The organism is Nonomuraea candida, assembly GCF_000725485.1.
Lineage (GTDB): Bacteria > Actinomycetota > Actinomycetes > Streptosporangiales > Streptosporangiaceae > Nonomuraea > Nonomuraea candida.
This window is the reverse complement of sequence record NZ_JOAG01000007.1, coordinates 1-15,026: the sequence shown is the minus strand read 5'-3', so window position 1 is coordinate 15,026 and position 15,026 is coordinate 1. Positions and strand designations below refer to the sequence as shown.

Genomic DNA, 15,026 nt, shown 5'->3' with positions numbered 1-15,026 from the left:
GCGCAGTTTATGCCGTTTCGGGGTTGGTTGTTCTAGGAATCGATGGCGATTAAGTCACAACACTGACGCGCGGGAGCCCGGCCGGGCCGCGACACTCGGACGCGGGGGCGCGGCTCATCGTGCGGGCACGACCACCGACTGCGGATTGCCCGGCGCGTACACGGTGATGCCCTGCGGCAGCGACTTCAGCTTCTCGATCTCCGCGCAGGCCGGGCACTTGTCGTAGCCGTCCTGCCTGGCCCGGTTCGCCTCCGCCTCGGCCTTGGCCTGGGCCACCTTCGCCTGGGCCTCGGAGACGGCCGCCGCGGCGGCCAGCGACCGGTCCACGGCCTTCTGCACCTCGCCCGGCAGCGTCACCTTGGCCAGCGTGAACCGCAGCCCGGTCAGGAAGTTCCCGCCGAGGGTGACGGGCAGGTCGCGGGCGAGGGAGGCGTTGACCGCGTTCTGGACCCTGGTGATGGTGGCGTTGCTGTCCTGCGGCTTGAGGTCGGAGCTCTCCAGCAGCGAGCAGGACGGCACCAGCTCGGCGCAGCGCATCGCGCCGATCTGGCCGCGCAGCGCGTTGTCGATCACCGGGCGGACGGCCTGGCCGAAGAAGGCGGTCCAGCCCTCGTCGCCGTCCCACGGGTAGAGCGAGCGGTTGTCCTGGGTGCGGAACGTACGGGTGCCGTAGCGGTCGTCGAACCGCTTCAGCGCCTCGTGGTCGAGGTTGAGCGTGAAGTAGAGGGTGCCCTCGATGCCCAGGTTCACGCCGTCGCTGCTCGGCACCGTGACCACGTCCACCCCGAGGTTGGTGGCCCGCCCGGCGTCGGCGGTGATCGTGTAGAAGCGCTGCTGCGCCGGATACAGGTGGGTGGAGGACCACAGGCCGGTCCAGGTGAGCCCCGAGCCGGGGTCGATCACCTGGCGCACCCTGTTGTCGTCGAGCGGCCCTCCGTCCCTGACGACGGCCACCTCGCCGCCGCCGGTGCTCTCCATGCCTCCCACGGCCCCGATGAGCAGGGGGAGCGCGACGAGGGCGGCGATGACGGCCAGGACGATTCTCATGGCGGACCCTTCCGCCGCGGGCGGCGTCGGCAGCCACCGCCCGCGGCTGTTCGCGGCATTCGGGCGTACGGGGGTTACCTGCGGTGCGAGAAGGCCGGGGGCCGGTTCAGGCGTACGGTCCCGCCTGTGGCGTCTTGGCGCGAGGGCGGTCGGCCAGGTCCACGTCCCGCGTCTCCGGGGCGATGGCCAGGCCCACGGCCGTCACGGCCAGGGCGATGACCACGTAGATCGAGACCGCGACCGTGGACCGATAGGTCTCGAAGAGCTGCAGGGCGATGATCGGGGCCAGCGCGCCGCCGACGATGCCGGCGACCTGGTAGCCCATGGACGCGCCGCTGTAGCGCAGCCGGGTGCTGAACAGCTCGGCGATGAAGGCCGCCTGCGGGCCGTACATGGCGGCGTGGGTGACCAGCGCCACCACGGCGGCCAGCGCGATCAGCGGGAAGGACCTGGTGTCGAGCAGCGGGAAGAACACGAACACCCACACCGCCGCGGCGACCACGCCGGCGAAGTAGACCGGGCGGCGGCCGTACCGGTCGGACAGCGCGCCGGCCAGCGGGATCAGCGCGAGCTGCAGCGCCGAGCCGATCAGCACGGCGTTCAGCGCGTACGAGCGCGGCAGGCCCAGCTCGCCGGTGATGTAGACGATGATGTACGCGGTGAAGGTGTAGAACGCCACGTCCACCCCGATCCGCGCGGTGAAGGCCGACAGCAGCGCCCTCGGGTGCGTCCGCAACACCTCGACCAGCGGCATCTTCGCCTTGGCGCCCCGCTGCTCCACCTCGGCGAAGAGCGGCGACTCGGTGACCTTCAAGCGCACCCACAGGCCCACGATCACCAGCGCCCCCGACAGCAGGAACGGCACCCGCCACCCCCACGACAGGAACGCCGCGTCCGACAGCGTGAAGGACAGGACGGTCAGCAGGCCGGTGGCCAGCACGTATCCGGCCGGCACGCCGACCTGCGGCCAGCTCGCGTTGAACCCGCGCCGCCGGCCGTCGCCGTGCTCCAGCGACATGATGACCGCGCCGCCCCACTCGCCGCCCAGCCCCAGGCCCTGGACGAACCGCAGCAGCGCGAGCAGGACCGGGGCCAGCACGCCCAGGGCCGCGTAGCCGGGCAGCACCCCGATGAGGAACGTCGAGACGCCCATCACCAGGAGCGTCACCACCAGCACGGTCTTGCGGCCCACGCGGTCGCCGAAGTGCCCGAAGACGATGCCGCCGAGCGGCCTGGCCACGAACGCCACGGCGTTGGTGGTCAGGGACGCCAGGGTCGCGGTGAACGGGTCGAGTGACGGGAAGAACAGCTGGGGGAAGACCAGGGTCGCGGCGGTGGTGTAGAGGAAGAAGTCATACCACTCCAGCGACGTGCCGATGAGGCTGGCGAGGATCACCCGCCGGGTCTGTTGGGTGGAGCCTGACATCGGATCGCTCCTTGAGTCGATGGGGGGATGCTCATCAACATATGAATCGTTGAACAATTCGACAAGAGGTTTGCTCCATGATTTGCTGTCAAATGTGGATAACGTGGTTGCTGATCTCTCCCAGGACCGCTCCCGGCTGGGACGCAGCAGCACGGCGGAGCGGGTGGCCGACATCCTGCGCGACCGCATCAGCGAGGGCTTCTTCCGGCCGGGCCAGCGGCTGTCGGAGGAGTCCATCTCCGAAGGGCTCGGCGTGTCGCGCAACACGCTGCGCGAGGCGTTCCGGCTGCTCGGTCACGAGCGGCTGCTGGAGCACCGGCTCAACCGGGGTGTCTTCGTCCGCCTCCCGTCCGTCGCCGACGTGTCGGACCTCTACCAGGTGCGCCGCGTGCTCGAAGGCGCGGCCGTGCGCCGCGAGCCCACCGAGCGGGCGCTGACCCTGATCAAGGAGGCCGTCTCCGACGCCGAGCGGGCCGCCGCGCAGGACGACTGGCAGGCCGTGGGCACCGCCAACATCCGCTTCCACCAGGCGCTGGTCTCGCTGAACGCCAGCCCCCGGATCGACGAGGCCATGCGCCAGCTACTGGCCGAGCTGCGGCTGGTCTTCCACGTGATGGAGAACCCGCGGGCCTTCCACGAGCCCTTCCTCGACCGCAACCGCGCCCTGCTCGGGCTGATCGAGTCCGGCCGGCCCGGCGAGGCCGCCGCCTACCTCGACGACTACCTCGACCATGCCGAGCGGCTGCTGATCCAGGCCTACGAGCCCAGCCGCTAACGTGTGCCCATGGATCGGATCTTCACCCTTGACGAGGCCCGCGCGCTGCTCCCCGCCGTCATCGAGGAGGCCGCCGAGCTGATCGCCGCGCGCGCCGACCTGACCGAGATCGACTTCGAGCGGCGCTCCGGCGGCCGGTCCGAGCTGGGCGGCCTGCCCGAGCTGAAGGGGCTGCAGGCCCGCATCGAGGAGATCCTGAGCGGCTGGAGCGAGCGCGGCATCGAGGTCAAGGGCATCGCGCCGGTGCTGGTCGACTTCCCCTCGGTGCGCGACGGCGCGTCCGTGCGGCTGTGCTGGATCGAGGGCGAGCGCGAGCTGTCCTGGTACCACCGTACGGAGCTGGGCTTCGCCGGCCGCCGCCCCCTGTGGTCACCGTCCACTCCTTGACGCCTCCTCGTCGTGCCGTGTATGCAACGGTTCCGGCGCGGGCAAGAGGATCGAGAAGGACGGGAAAGCGCTGACCACTCCCCGCACAAGCCCTCTGAGCTGGGAAGTCACCCAGGCCGGGGGATGGTCGGCCTGCACGGACTGCGTGCGTGCAGGCCGACCGGCTCAGGCGGAGCTGGTGATGACCGCGAAGCGGGCGCCGAACGGATCGGCGACGAACGCCATCCGCCCGACCCCCTCCGCCGTCATCGCCGGAGCCCGCACCGTGCCGCCGAGCTGCCGCGCCAGCGCCACCGTGGCGTCGCAGTCGGGCACCTCGAAGTACGGCAGCCAGTGCGCCCGCTCCCCGCTCTGGAGCTGGACGATGCCGGCCATCGCCGACGACTCGTCACCCTCGGCCGGGGAGATCACGGGATAGGACGTGTCGCCCATCGGCAGGTCCTCGATCCGCCAGCCGAAGACCGCCCGGTAGAAGGCGCGGATGGCGGCGGGGTCGGGCGCGTACAGCTCGACCCAGCCGAGCGAGCCCGCCTCGGTCACCAGGCCGAGCCCCTTGGTCGCGCCCGGCTGCCAGACCGCGAAGACGGCCCCCTCCGGGTCGGCGAACAGCGCCATCCCGCCCTGCCCGGCGATCTCGCGCGGCGCCGCCAGGACCGTGCCGCCCGCCTGCTCGATCGTCTTGGCGATGACGCCGGCGTCGGGGGCCTGGAAGTAGGTCAGCCACGCGGCGTCCTGCCTGGACGGCGTCAGCGGGCTGATCCCGGCGACCGTCCGGCCGGCGATCCGGCAGAAGCGGTAGTCCATGTGTTCGGGCCCGAGCGAGATCGAGTCCCAGCCGAACAGCCCCGTGTAGAAGGCGGCCGACGCCTGCGCGTCGGGGCTGCTGACGTCGATCCAGCAGGGGGAGCCCGGGAGGTAGCGGGTGGTGAGCATGGCCTGCTCCTTCGTCTGGACGAAGCGATGGGGTGCCTCTTCACCTCGGGGCGCGGGACTGAGGGCGACGCCACTCGTATCCGGTGCTCCCCAGCCTGACACGCTCGGCGCGCGGGCGGAGAGGCTTCCGGGAATCGAATGCGTGTTTGAACGATCACGTAGACTCGACGTCATGACAGCCGCGTACCAAGCCTCTCTGCTCGGTCTCGACGAGGAGCTCGCGGTCGGGCCGCTCGGCGGCACGGTCCGCCGCACCCCCCTCGACCACGGCGCCTGGATCGACCTGCGGCCCGGCTGGCTGACGGGGTCCGACACGCTCTTCGAACGGCTGGCCGAGCGGGTGCCGTGGCGGGCGGAGCGCCGCCGCATGTACGACAGGGTCGTGGACGTGCCGCGGCTGCTGAAGTTCTACGACGAGGGCGAGACCCTGCCCGACCCGGTGCTCGACGAGGCCAGGCGCGCCCTCGACGCCCATTACGGGCAGGAGCTGGGCGAGCCGTTCCGCACGGCCGGGCTCTGCTTCTACCGCGACGGCCGCGACAGCGTGGCCTGGCACGGCGACACGATCGGGCGGGGCGGCTCGCAGGACACCATGGTGGCCATCGTCTCGGTCGGCTGCCCGCGCCCGCTGCTGCTCCGGCCGCGCGGCGGCGGGCCCTCGATCCGCCGCGACCTCGGCCACGGCGACCTGATCGTCATGGGCGGCAGCTGCCAGCGCACGTGGGAGCACGCCGTCCCGAAGACCAGCCGCCCGGCCGGCCCCCGGATCAGCATCCAGTTCCGCCCCCGCGACGTCCGCTGACGATCACCTGAGGGTCAGGCGTGCCACGCGGCCCTGCTCGCCGGCCGCCCAGCACGAGCGGTCGCGCGTGCACGCCACCGTGTCGAACGAGCCGCCGTCGAACGTCTGCCAGCTCCGCCCGCCCGACCACGACACGTCGCTGCCCGACGGCCCCACCGCCAGGGCGGCGTGCGGCAGGTGCGGCAGCCAGGCGACCCCGGAGCGGTAGGCGGGCGGCGGCGCGCGGGGGGGGGGGGGGGGGGGGGGGGGGGGGCCCCCCCCCGCGGGGGGCCCCCGCCGTCCCCGCTCACCGCCCCCGCGCTGGGCGACTGCTGCTCGGGCCGGTAGTCGCCGCCGACCGCGATGCCGCGGTGCCGGTCGCGGAAGGCCAGGCCGAAGACGCCGCGCGCCGGGTCGCCGGCCGGGATGGGGGTGTCGGCCACGGTCCACGTGCGGCCCCGGTCGCGCGAGTGGAACACCCGCGCCCGCTCCGCCCCGCCCGAGGCCAGCCAGACGTCCCGGGGGCCCGCCGTGACCAGGCACTGCCCGCTCGCCGCGAACCCCGCCTCGCCGGGCAGCGCCGGCGGCATGCCGCCGGACGGCAGCACCCGCCAGCTCCGCCCCCCGTCCTCGGTGGCCAGGATGCGGAACCGGCCGTCCACCGGGTCGCTCATGGCCAGCCCGTGCCGCCGGTCGAAGAAGGCCATGCAGTCGTAGAACGCCCGGGGCTCGTCGTTCCGGAACGTCTCCGTCCAGGTGCGGCCGCCGTCCTCGGTCCGGTAGACGCGCGAGTCCGTGCCCTCGCCGATGGACAGCGCCACGGCCCGGCGGGCGTCGAACGCCTCGATGTCGCGGAACTGGAGCGCGGCCGTGTCGGGAGGCGAGACGTTCTGCCACGTACGCCCGCCGTCCACGGTGCGCAGCACGGTGCCGCCCGAGCCCGAGGCCCACGCCACGTCCCTGCTGACCGGCGACAGGCCGCGCAGGCGCGCGGTCACCCCGGTCTCCTGGAGCTCCCAGCCGAGCCGGGGCGTCCCGGCGTGAGCGGGCAGCGGGGCGGCGGGCAGCGGGGCGGCGAGCACGAGGGCCGCCGACAGCGCGCCTGACACGATTCGAAGCCTCATGCCGGGCAAATTAGCCCAACGGATCAACGCCGTCCATGGCCGTGGTCCGCAGCGAGGAATCCGGCGACGAGCGCGTTGACGCGCTCCGGGCACTGGCGGTTCGCCCAGTGGCCGACGCCTTCCAGCAGCTCCAGGCGGGCGCCGGGGATGAGCGCGGCGGCGGCCTTCGTACGGGCCGGATCGACCCCGACGTCCTTGTCGCCCTGCACGAGCAGCGTCGGGCAGGAGATCTCGGGCAGGCGCGGACGCAGGTCCACGCGCATGCGGAAGGGGCCGATGGAGGCGTTCTGCCAGTCGGACGAGCCCGCGCCCGCCTCCCGCACCTCCGCCAGGATCTCCGCCACCACGTCGTCGAAGTCCGGCACGGGCCCCGCGAACAGCGCCCTCCTGGCGAACGCCGCCACCTGCCGCCGCGTCCTGAGCAGCGCCCCCGGCAGCGTCCTGTTGAGCAGCGGCAGCTTCGCGGTCAGCCACAGGAGCTGGTGCACGACGGGCGGGAAGGACAGGATCCCGGCCGGGGCGAGCGCCACCAGCCGGTCCACCCGGCCGGGCCGCTCGATGGCGCAGGCGAGCGCGAGCGCGCCGCCCTGCGAGAGGCCGACCAGGGCGGCCGAGCCGAGGCCGAAGTGGTCGAGCACGTCGGTGACGCAGCGCAGCATGCGCTCGTGGGTGAGCCGGCCCTGCCACGGGCGGCTCCTGCCCTGCTTGGGCCAGTCGAGCGCGAGCACGTGATGGCCGGCGGCCAGGACGGGGATGAGATGCCGCCAGCTCAGCAGCGCGTTGTCGACCCCCGCGCCGCTCAGCAGCAGCACCGGGGGCGCGCCGGGGTCGCCCGCGGCGTAGACGTGCAGCCGCCCCTCCGGCTGGTTCAGGTACGTGCCGCGCAGCCCGCCGCCGGCCGTCACGCGTCACCGCCCGGGATGTCGCCGTCACCGTCCGGGGTGGCACTGTCACCGTCCGGGGTAGCGCTGTCATCGCCCGGGGCGTCGCCGCCGTCGCCCCGTCGGGTCGTCCGGGGTCGCGCCGCGCCGTCGCCCGTGATCCGCCGGGCGCGGTGGGCCTCCCAGCGCTGCCACAGGGCGGGCAGCTCCCGCTCCAGGAACCGGTAGAGCTCGTGCACGTTGTCCAGCCGCTCCCGGCGCTCGGGCGAGCTGCCGGCCAGCGCCCGCAGCCCGGCCTCGGTGATCTCCCGGAACGCGGCCGTCTTCGCGTAGCGGGCGGCCAGCATGCGGCTCCACCCGTCGGGGGCGATGCGGAAGTACTCCTGCCGCTCGCCCCGCCGCCGGACCCCCTCGACCAGCCCGCTGGGCGTCAGGAGCCTGGTGGCGCTGCTGATCGAGCTCCTGCTGACCCGCAGCACGTCCGCGAGCTGGGCGGCGCTCTGCTCGGGAGGGTCGCTGACGAGCAGCCAGCCGATCACCCGGCCGGCGATCAGCGGCATGCCCTCCCGCGCGAAGAAGACCGCGACGTCGTCGACGAACTCCAGCTCGGCATCCGTGGGGATCTCCATGACCGTCACATTACGGTCATTGCAGTCATTACTGCAACAACCGCACTAAGCGCCCGGTCAGGCCGACTGGCGGGCGGCGCCCCAGGACAGCAGGGCCTCGGCGGTGCCGAAGCGGCGGCCGGAGGCGGACTCGTCCAGCAGCACGCCGACCAGCACCCGCCCGTCCGACTCGCCGGCGAACGCCAGGCAGTAGCCCGCGGCCCGGGTGAACCCGGTCTTCAGCCCGATCGCGCCCGGCGTGCCGAGCAGCCGGTTGGTGTTGCGCCAGGTGTAGGAGCGGTGCTCGCCGGTGGCGTCGAGGTGGTGGCGGCGGGTCCCGGCCACCTCCTTGATCAGCGGCACCCGCAGCGCCCGGGCGGCCAGCACGGCCTGATCCCTGGCGGTGGAGTAGCCGTCGCCGCCCGGCATGGGCAGGCCGTCGGCGTTGACGTACTCGGTGTCGTTCATGCCCAGCGCGCGGGCGGTGGCGTTCATCCTGGCCACGAAACCCTCGACGCCGGGGCCGTACGTGCGGGCCAGGGCGTGCGCGGCGTCGGCGCCGGAGGGCAGCATCAGCCCGTACAGCAGCTCGCCGACCGTCAGGCGGTCGCCGGGGCGCAGGTTCGCGGTGGTGCCGCCGCCGTCCTCGGCGTACGCGACGTCCTCGCGCGTCACCCGCACCACGTCGGTGGGCCTGGCGATCTGCAGCACGACGTACGCGGTCATGGTCTTGGTCAGGCTGGCGATCGGCATCCGCTCGGTGCCGGCCTTGCTGAACAGCTCCGCGCCGGAGGTGGCGTCCATCAAATAGGCGGCGCGGCCGTACACCGCCGGGGCGTCGTTCCCGGTCGTCACGGAAACGGCGGCGGGCGGGTCGGTCACAGTGGCGTGCACAGTGGCGTGCACAGTGGCGTGCGCAGGCGCGGTCAGCCCTGCGACCAGGGCAAGTGCGCCCGCCGCGGCAGTCAGGAAAGGCTTCCGGATACGCATGCACTCCAGGGTGCCGCCCGGCTTTGCCTGCTTTTGCCGAAATGCGGGGTATTTCATGAGAAGCGGTGCGGAAACCCCTATATGGCCGATTGATAGGAAAAGGTAAAATTTCGCCAGAAATGTAAAGTTCCGCGATTCCGCCTGGTGCTCCCCGGGCGCGGCCCCCGCCGCAGCCGTCAGCGGCCGTGCCAGAAGGTGTCCGAGATCCGCTCCCCGGCGAGCAACTCCGAGAACAGGTCCTCCCACAACGGCATGATCTGGTCAGGGCCGTACGCCCGCGACGTCCTGAGCGCCGCCCTGCCCATGCGCACCCGCAGCTTCCGGTCCGCGATGACCCGGCTCAGGGCGGCGGCCAGCGCGTCCACGTCCCTCGGCGGCACCAGCACGCCGTCCACCCCGTCGGTCAGCACGTCCCCCGGCCCGGTCGGGCAGTCGAAGGCGACCACGGGCAGCGCGTGGGTCATGGCCTCGATCATCACCATGGGCAGGCCCTCGAAGCGGGAGCTGAGCGCGTACACGGAGGCGTCGGTCAGCTCCTCCTCCAGCCGGTCGGTACGCCCCCGCAGCGCCACGTGCCCGCCCAGCCCGTGCTGCTCGATCAGCCCCGCGAGCTGCCCCCTGCGCGGCCCGGTGCCGAAGATGCGCAGCCGCCACTCCGGATGCTCCCGCACCACCTGCGCGAACGCCGGGATCAGCAGGTCGAACCCCTTCTGCGGCACCAGCCGGCCGGCCGCGACGCACTCCCGGTCGCGCGGGACCGCCTTTGAGCTCCCGCTGCCCGATTCATGCAGCCGCAGAGCACTCCGCGTTCCTGGCAGTTGCCTGGCAGTCGCGCGGGCAAGGCCGGAGCCGGACGGCCGCCGCCCTGCCGGCCCTGCCGGCCCTGCCGCCCCTGCCGACGCCCCGGCGGGCCGCCCGGTGCGCCGCGCCCGCCCATTCGATGATCAAGACGGTTAGCCTGGCTGGTGCAGAGGCGGGCACGACCGAGGGGTGAGGCATGGACGGCGTACGGCCGGCGGACGACGTGGTTCTGGGCATGGTCGCAGGCCACCTGAGCACGGCGATGGGCGCGCCCTGGGAGGTGCGCGACGGCATGGCCAAGGGGCCGGGCACGCTCGCGGTCACGCTGGGCCCCGACCACACCGGCAGCCCCGCCCACCTCGACCTCGACTTCGTCCTCAACGTCGACCGCCCGCAGGACACCACGATCAGCGACTGCGTGGCCGGCTACGGCGCCACCGTCGAGCAGGCCGTCGAGCGGGCGATCCACGTGTGGCTGGGCACCACCGGCAGCGCCCTGCTCGAACTCCTCGTCCAGGACGGCACCCACGCCGCCCACTTCGCCCCCGGCGACCCCGACGGCCTGCCCGGCTGGCACGCCATCCACGGCGGCATCACCGGCTGGGGCACCGGCGACGACCACGACGCCGTCCAGCGGTGGGCGGTCCAGCACGTGCTGCTGCCCCATCTGGCCCCGGCGCTGAAGGGCACGATCGAGCGCGAGCGGCTGGTGGGCGTCAAGGCGTTCTTCGGCGGCGGCGAGGGCTCGGAGACCGCCGAGCTGCGCGTCGACGGCGTCTGCCACGAGGCGGGCTCGCGGGCGCTGGCCGAGCTCGACTGGCCGCGCCCGGCCGGCGGCGTGTCGTACGCCCGCACGTTCGTCCTGCTCGTCCACCAGCTCGTCCAGCAGGAGGACTGACGGCGAACGCGCGGGGAATGATCGCGCGTTCGCCCCTTCTGCCTGTTAGCGTTACCGCTGAGGGGGTGAGCCGCGGTGAAATCCAAACCCGGCCGGCCTGCGGTGCTCATGGACGTCGCCGTGCTCGCCGGAGTCTCCACCATGACCGTGTCGCGGGTGCTGAACTCGCCCGATCTCGTGCGCGCCGAGACCAGGGCCCGCGTGCTCGCGGCCGTGCGCGAGCTGGACTACCGGCCCAACCAGGCCGCCCGCCAGCTCGTCACCGGCCGCTCCGGCGTGCTGGGCGTGGTCAGCATCGACACCACGCTCTACGGCCCGGCCTCCACGCTCTACTGCATCGAGCAGGCCGCCAGGCACGCCGGCTACAACGTCAGCATCGCCAGCCTCAGCTCGCTCAACCGCAGGTCGATGGAGGAGGGCGTGCAGCGGCTGCGCACCCAGGCGGTCGACGGGGTGATCATCGTCGCGCCGCACGAGTCGGCCGCCGACGGGCTGCGCCACCTGCCGCCCGAGATGCCGGTGGTCGCGGTGGACGCCGGCGACGACATCCCCGTGCCGGTGGCCAAGGTCGACCAGCGGGCCGGGGCCGCCCGCGCCACCCGGCACCTGCTCAGCCTGGGCCACCGCAGCGTGTGGCACGTCGCCGGGCCGGCCGACTGGCTCGACGCCAACGGCCGCATCGAGGGCTGGCGCGGCGTGCTGGAGACGGCCGGGCGGCCGGTGCCCGAGGTGCTGCGGGGCGACTGGAGCGCCCGCTCCGGCTACCAGCTCGGCCGCCGCCTGGCCGCCGACCCCGAGGTCACGGCCGTGTTCGTGGCCAACGACCAGATGGCGCTCGGCGTGCTGCGGGCGCTGCGCGAGGCGGGCCGGCGGGTGCCGGAAGACGTGAGCGTGGCGGGCTTCGACGACATCCCCGAGTCCGCGTACTTCTGGCCGCCGCTGACGACCGTGCGCCAGGACTTCGGCGAGGTCGGCAGGCACGCCTTCCACATGCTGCTGGACCGGATGGCGGGCACGGAGCCGGAGGCCCGCCGCCTGGTCGAGCCCGAGCTGGTCGTCCGCGAGAGCACCGGCGCCGCCCCGCCGTCCTGAACCCGCCGCCCGCTCAGGCGAGCCGGATCACGTTCCAGGAGACCGGGGGCAGCAGCACGCGCAGCGGGTCGGCCTCGACGCCGGGGTTGGGCCGGGGCACGACCCGGGTGGGGTCGTCGGCCGTGTTGCGGGCGTACACGTCGGGGTCGCTCAGCGTGGTGGCCTCGACGACGCGCACGCCGCCCAGCGCCCTGGCGTCGATCTCCAGCGACAGCGGCGCGTCCGTCGCGCGGTTGACGGCGAACAGCGTCGTGCCGCCCGCCTCGGCGTGCGTGGCCACCGCCTCCAGCAGCGGCACCTCGCCGTACGCCTTCGTCTCGTACGACGGCGACACCGGCTCCACCCGCAGCACGTCGCCCGCCGCGTGCCTGGACGCCTGCGCGAACGGGTGGAAGGTGGTCTGCCGCCAGGCCCGCCCGCCGGGCTCGGTCATGATGGGCGCGATCACGTTCACGAGCTGGGCCAGGGAGGCGGCGGGCACGCGGTCGCTGTTGCGCAGCAGCGTGATCAGCAGGCCGCCGAAGGCCACCGCGTCGGCCAGGTGGTAGTGGTCCTCCAGCAGCGGCGGCGCGACCGGCCAGTCCTGGCGCGGCTCGGCGTTCTGGAAGCGTGACAGGTACCAGACGTTCCACTCGTCGAACGAGATGTTGATCTTCTTGCGGGACTTGAGCCGGGCCCCGACGTGGTCGGCGGTGGCCACGACGGAGGAGATGAAGTACTGCATGTCCGCCGAACTGGCCAGGAAGCTGCCGAGGTCGCCCTCCTTCTCCTCGTAGTAGGCGTGGCAGGAGATGTAGTCGACCAGCTCGTACGTCTCCTCCAGCACCTCGGCCTCCCACGCCCCGAAGGTGGGCATGCCCGAGCTGGAGCTGCCGCAGGCCACCAGCTCCAGGCCGGGGTCCAGCATGCGCATGGCGCGGGCGGTCTCGGCGGCCAGGCGGCCGTACTCGCGGGCGGTCTTGTGGCCGGTCTGCCAGGGGCCGTCCATCTCGTTGCCCAGGCACCACATCCTGATCCCGTGCGGCTCCTTGGCGCCGTTGGCGGCGCGCAGGTCCGACAGGGCCGTGCCGGAGGGATGGTTGCAGTATTCGAGCAGGTCCAGGGCCTCGGCGATGCCGCGCGTGCCGAGGTTGACGGCCATCATGGGCTCCACGCCGGCCTTGCCGCACCAGCGCACGAACTCGTCGACGCCGACCTCGTTCGTCTCGGTGCTGTGCCAGGCCAGGTCGAGCCGGCGGGGACGCTCGGCGACCGGGCCGACGCCGTCCTCCCAGCGGTAGCCGGAGACGAAGTTGCCGCCGGGGTAGCGGACCGTGGAGACGCCCAGCTCGCGCGTCAGGTCGAGCACGTCGCGGCGGAAGCCGTCGTCGTCGGCCCCCGGGTGGCCCGGCTCGTAGATGCCGGTGTAGACGCAGCGCCCGAGATGCTCCACGAACGAGCCGAAGGTGCGCCTGCTCACGGGGGCGACCTTGAAGGCGGGGTCGAGGGTCAGTTTGGCCTGGTGCACGAAGGCGTCTCCTGGTTCTGCAGGCGTCACGTGATCCCGATTGTTAGCGTTATCACAAGGCCGGGTCAAGAGGCGACCAGTGGGGCCGATGTTGCCGCAACCGGTTGCGGCAGGCCCCTTGACAGGCAGCTTGTTACCGCTAACACTCGGGTAACCCCGCAGAAACACCGGGGTGCGTACGGCGGCGCTCCGCGACCCGGCCGGCCCGCCCCCCTTGCCCGTCCCCAAGCCCGCCTCAGCCGGCCTTCGTCCCCGCGTGGGGAGAGGCCTGTTCGCGGCTGCCCTGAACCCTCCTGACATCAGCGAGAACCCGGCCCAGCGATAGCTCGGTGAAGGAAGAGGCCACAGTGCACGGACCCCCCGACATCACCCGCCGGCGGCTCCTGGCCGGCAGCCTCGCCCTGGTCGGCGCCGCCGCCACGGGCTGCGCGCTGCCCGTGGGGCTCGGCTCGTCCCAGACCCGCGTCCAGTACTGGCACTTCCTCGGCGCCAGCGACGGCATCGTCATGAACGCCATGGTCCGGGCCTTCGCCAAGGAGAACCCCGAAATCTTCGTCGAGGAGAACGTGCTCGCCTGGGGCGAGCCGTACTACACCAAGGTCGCCATGGCCGGCTCCGGCGGGCGCTCGCCCGACCTGGCCACCTTCCACCTGGCCCGGCTGGCCGGCATCGGCGCGGGCCGCATCCTCGACCCGATCGACGTCACGCTGCTGGAGGAGGCCGGCCTGCGCGCCGCCGACTTCAGCCCGCCCATCTGGGAGCGTGCCCACCTCGACGGCGTCCTGTACGCGATCCCCTTCGACGCCCACCCCATGGTCCTGTACTACAACACCGACCTCTGCGCGAAGGCCGGCCTGCTCGGCCCCGACGGCAAGCTCACCCCCACCACGAACGCCGACGAGCTCCTCGCCCAGCTCACCAAGGCCAAGGAGGCGATGGGCGGCGCGCCCCCGCTCACCTTCGACGCGCTCGGCCTGGGCACCGTGGGGCCGTGGCGGGTGTGGTGGTCCCTGTACGCCCAGAGCGGCGGCGCCCTGCTGTCACCCGACAACACCAAGGTCGCCATCGACGACGCCAAGGCCCTCGACGCGCTGCGACTCATGCGCCGCCTCGGCGAGGAGGAGCTGTGCGACCCGCGCACGGACTACGGCGCGTCCGTCGCCAAGTTCACCAACGGCGAGGCCGCGTTCCTGTGGAACGGCGACTGGGAGACCACCGGGCTCAAGGAGCGCGGGACTCCGTTCGGCATGACCCGCTTCCCCGCCGTCTTCGGCAGCGGCGCGGCGCAGGCCGACTGCCACGCGTTCGTGCTGCCGCACCAGCGCGACCGGGACCCCGAGGTGGCGCGGGCCACGTACCGGTTCATCGCCTACCTGGTCAAGAACAGCGCCGACTGGGCGGTGGCCGGGCACGTGCCCGCGTACCTGCCGGCCCTGGAGGAGCCCGAGTACCTGGCGCTGCAGCCGCAGTCGGAGTACCGCTCGGTCATCGACGAGGTCGCGCTCGACCCGCAGGTCTGGTTCGCCGGGTCGGCCTCGCGGATGTGGATCGAGTTCGGCGAGGCGTTCTCCCCGATCATCGGCGGCTCCCGCACGCCCGAGGAGGGCCTGGCCGCCGCCAAGGCCGCGCTGGAGCGGCTGCTGTCCGCCCCGAACCCCTTCCCCGACGAGGAGCGCTGATGACACCCCCTGTGTCAACCTCACGCTGGAACATGCTCGGTCGTTTGCTTGGTAAGGGCGGCTGCAGCGCCGTGTTGATGGGGGTTGTAGGGCCTGC

The 15,026-nt window shown here is 72.9% G+C and carries 15 protein-coding genes; 6 read left to right on the top strand and 9 right to left on the bottom strand.

The window, feature by feature from the left end; genetic code table 11:
• Window positions 1–114: 114 nt before the first annotated feature.
• Both IO39_RS06525 and IO39_RS06520 read right to left on the bottom strand, forming a co-directional pair.
• The gene (locus IO39_RS06525) at window positions 115–1,047 is read right to left on the bottom strand and encodes an SPFH domain-containing protein (RefSeq protein ID WP_043617631.1); all 933 of its coding nucleotides are present in this window, start codon (window positions 1,045–1,047) and stop codon (window positions 115–117) included.
• Between the two features lie 106 nt (window positions 1,048–1,153).
• On the bottom strand, window positions 1,154–2,473 hold the full coding sequence (locus tag IO39_RS06520; protein WP_043617628.1) for an MFS transporter: 1,320 nt from the start codon (window positions 2,471–2,473) through the stop codon (window positions 1,154–1,156).
• Between the two features lie 103 nt (window positions 2,474–2,576).
• Between IO39_RS06520 and IO39_RS06515 the strand changes: the two genes are divergently transcribed.
• Window positions 2,577–3,248 carry a GntR family transcriptional regulator gene (locus IO39_RS06515; RefSeq protein WP_245641836.1) on the top strand — a complete coding sequence of 224 codons (672 nt, stop codon included), beginning with the start codon at window positions 2,577–2,579 and terminating at the stop codon, window positions 3,246–3,248.
• Between the two features lie 9 nt (window positions 3,249–3,257).
• On the top strand, window positions 3,258–3,635 hold the full coding sequence (locus tag IO39_RS06510; RefSeq protein WP_043617622.1) for a DUF2203 domain-containing protein: 378 nt from the start codon (window positions 3,258–3,260) through the stop codon (window positions 3,633–3,635).
• Window positions 3,636–3,800: 165 nt separating this feature from the next.
• Here the strand turns inward: IO39_RS06510 and IO39_RS06505 are convergent, their stop codons facing one another.
• On the bottom strand, window positions 3,801–4,568 hold the full coding sequence (locus tag IO39_RS06505; protein ID WP_043617619.1) for a VOC family protein: 768 nt from the start codon (window positions 4,566–4,568) through the stop codon (window positions 3,801–3,803).
• Window positions 4,569–4,740: 172 nt separating this feature from the next.
• Here IO39_RS06505 and IO39_RS06500 point away from each other — a divergent pair, with 172 nt between their 5' ends.
• On the top strand, window positions 4,741–5,370 hold the full coding sequence (locus IO39_RS06500) for an alpha-ketoglutarate-dependent dioxygenase AlkB (RefSeq protein ID WP_043617617.1): 630 nt from the start codon (window positions 4,741–4,743) through the stop codon (window positions 5,368–5,370).
• Window positions 5,371–5,384: 14 nt separating this feature from the next.
• Here IO39_RS06500 and IO39_RS06495 read toward each other — a convergent pair whose 3' ends face one another.
• The 5 genes from IO39_RS06495 to IO39_RS06475 form a co-directional block, all read right to left on the bottom strand.
• A complete protein-coding gene (locus IO39_RS06495) occupies window positions 5,385–6,473 on the bottom strand; it encodes a WD40/YVTN/BNR-like repeat-containing protein (RefSeq protein ID WP_211266916.1) in 1,089 nt (362 codons plus the stop codon).
• 23 nt (window positions 6,474–6,496) lie between these two features.
• Window positions 6,497–7,378: an alpha/beta fold hydrolase gene (locus IO39_RS06490; protein ID WP_052422527.1), complete on the bottom strand. Its 882-nt coding sequence runs from the start codon at window positions 7,376–7,378 to the stop codon at window positions 6,497–6,499.
• Complete coding sequence (locus IO39_RS06485) at window positions 7,375–7,983, bottom strand: GbsR/MarR family transcriptional regulator (protein ID WP_157547965.1); 609 nt, start codon at window positions 7,981–7,983, stop codon at window positions 7,375–7,377. Before IO39_RS06485 ends, IO39_RS06490 begins: the two co-directional genes overlap by 4 nt.
• 57 nt (window positions 7,984–8,040) lie before the next feature.
• On the bottom strand, window positions 8,041–8,856 hold the full coding sequence (locus tag IO39_RS06480) for a D-alanyl-D-alanine carboxypeptidase family protein (RefSeq protein WP_245641835.1): 816 nt from the start codon (window positions 8,854–8,856) through the stop codon (window positions 8,041–8,043).
• Window positions 8,857–9,128: 272 nt separating this feature from the next.
• On the bottom strand, window positions 9,129–9,743 hold the full coding sequence (locus tag IO39_RS06475) for a glycosyltransferase (protein ID WP_281200058.1): 615 nt from the start codon (window positions 9,741–9,743) through the stop codon (window positions 9,129–9,131).
• A gap of 206 nt (window positions 9,744–9,949) precedes the next feature.
• On the opposite strand from IO39_RS06475, the gene IO39_RS06470 reads away from it, so the two are divergent.
• Together IO39_RS06470 and IO39_RS06465 are read left to right on the top strand one after the other, a co-directional pair.
• A complete protein-coding gene (locus tag IO39_RS06470; RefSeq protein WP_043617613.1) occupies window positions 9,950–10,651 on the top strand; it encodes a DUF6348 family protein in 702 nt (233 codons plus the stop codon).
• 75 nt (window positions 10,652–10,726) lie between these two features.
• Window positions 10,727–11,743 carry a LacI family DNA-binding transcriptional regulator gene (locus tag IO39_RS06465; protein ID WP_043617611.1) on the top strand — a complete coding sequence of 339 codons (1,017 nt, stop codon included), beginning with the start codon at window positions 10,727–10,729 and terminating at the stop codon, window positions 11,741–11,743.
• 13 nt (window positions 11,744–11,756) lie between these two features.
• Here the strand turns inward: IO39_RS06465 and arfA are convergent, their stop codons facing one another.
• Window positions 11,757–13,250 (bottom strand): arabinosylfuranosidase ArfA, encoded by a 1,494-nt coding sequence (gene arfA / locus IO39_RS06460; RefSeq protein ID WP_043617608.1) that lies wholly within the window; start codon window positions 13,248–13,250, stop codon window positions 11,757–11,759.
• Window positions 13,251–13,597: 347 nt separating this feature from the next.
• On the opposite strand from arfA, the gene IO39_RS06455 reads away from it, so the two are divergent.
• Complete coding sequence (locus tag IO39_RS06455; protein WP_043617607.1) at window positions 13,598–14,929, top strand: extracellular solute-binding protein; 1,332 nt, start codon at window positions 13,598–13,600, stop codon at window positions 14,927–14,929.
• Window positions 14,930–15,026: the final 97 nt, after the last annotated feature.

Excerpts from the sequence above, each read along its gene's own strand:
- IO39_RS06525 (WP_043617631.1), bottom strand. The coding sequence starts at position 1,047 with ATGAGAATCGTCCTGGCCGTCATCGCCGCCCTCGTCGCGCTCCCCCTG.
- IO39_RS06520 (WP_043617628.1), bottom strand. The coding sequence starts at position 2,473 with ATGTCAGGCTCCACCCAACAGACCCGGCGGGTGATCCTCGCCAGCCTC.
- IO39_RS06510 (WP_043617622.1), top strand. The coding sequence starts at position 3,258 with ATGGATCGGATCTTCACCCTTGACGAGGCCCGCGCGCTGCTCCCCGCC.
- IO39_RS06505 (WP_043617619.1), bottom strand. The coding sequence starts at position 4,568 with ATGCTCACCACCCGCTACCTCCCGGGCTCCCCCTGCTGGATCGACGTC.
- IO39_RS06500 (WP_043617617.1), top strand. The coding sequence starts at position 4,741 with ATGACAGCCGCGTACCAAGCCTCTCTGCTCGGTCTCGACGAGGAGCTC.
- IO39_RS06495 (WP_211266916.1), bottom strand. The coding sequence starts at position 6,473 with ATGAGGCTTCGAATCGTGTCAGGCGCGCTGTCGGCGGCCCTCGTGCTC.
- IO39_RS06485 (WP_157547965.1), bottom strand. The coding sequence starts at position 7,983 with ATGGAGATCCCCACGGATGCCGAGCTGGAGTTCGTCGACGACGTCGCG.
- IO39_RS06470 (WP_043617613.1), top strand. The coding sequence starts at position 9,950 with ATGGACGGCGTACGGCCGGCGGACGACGTGGTTCTGGGCATGGTCGCA.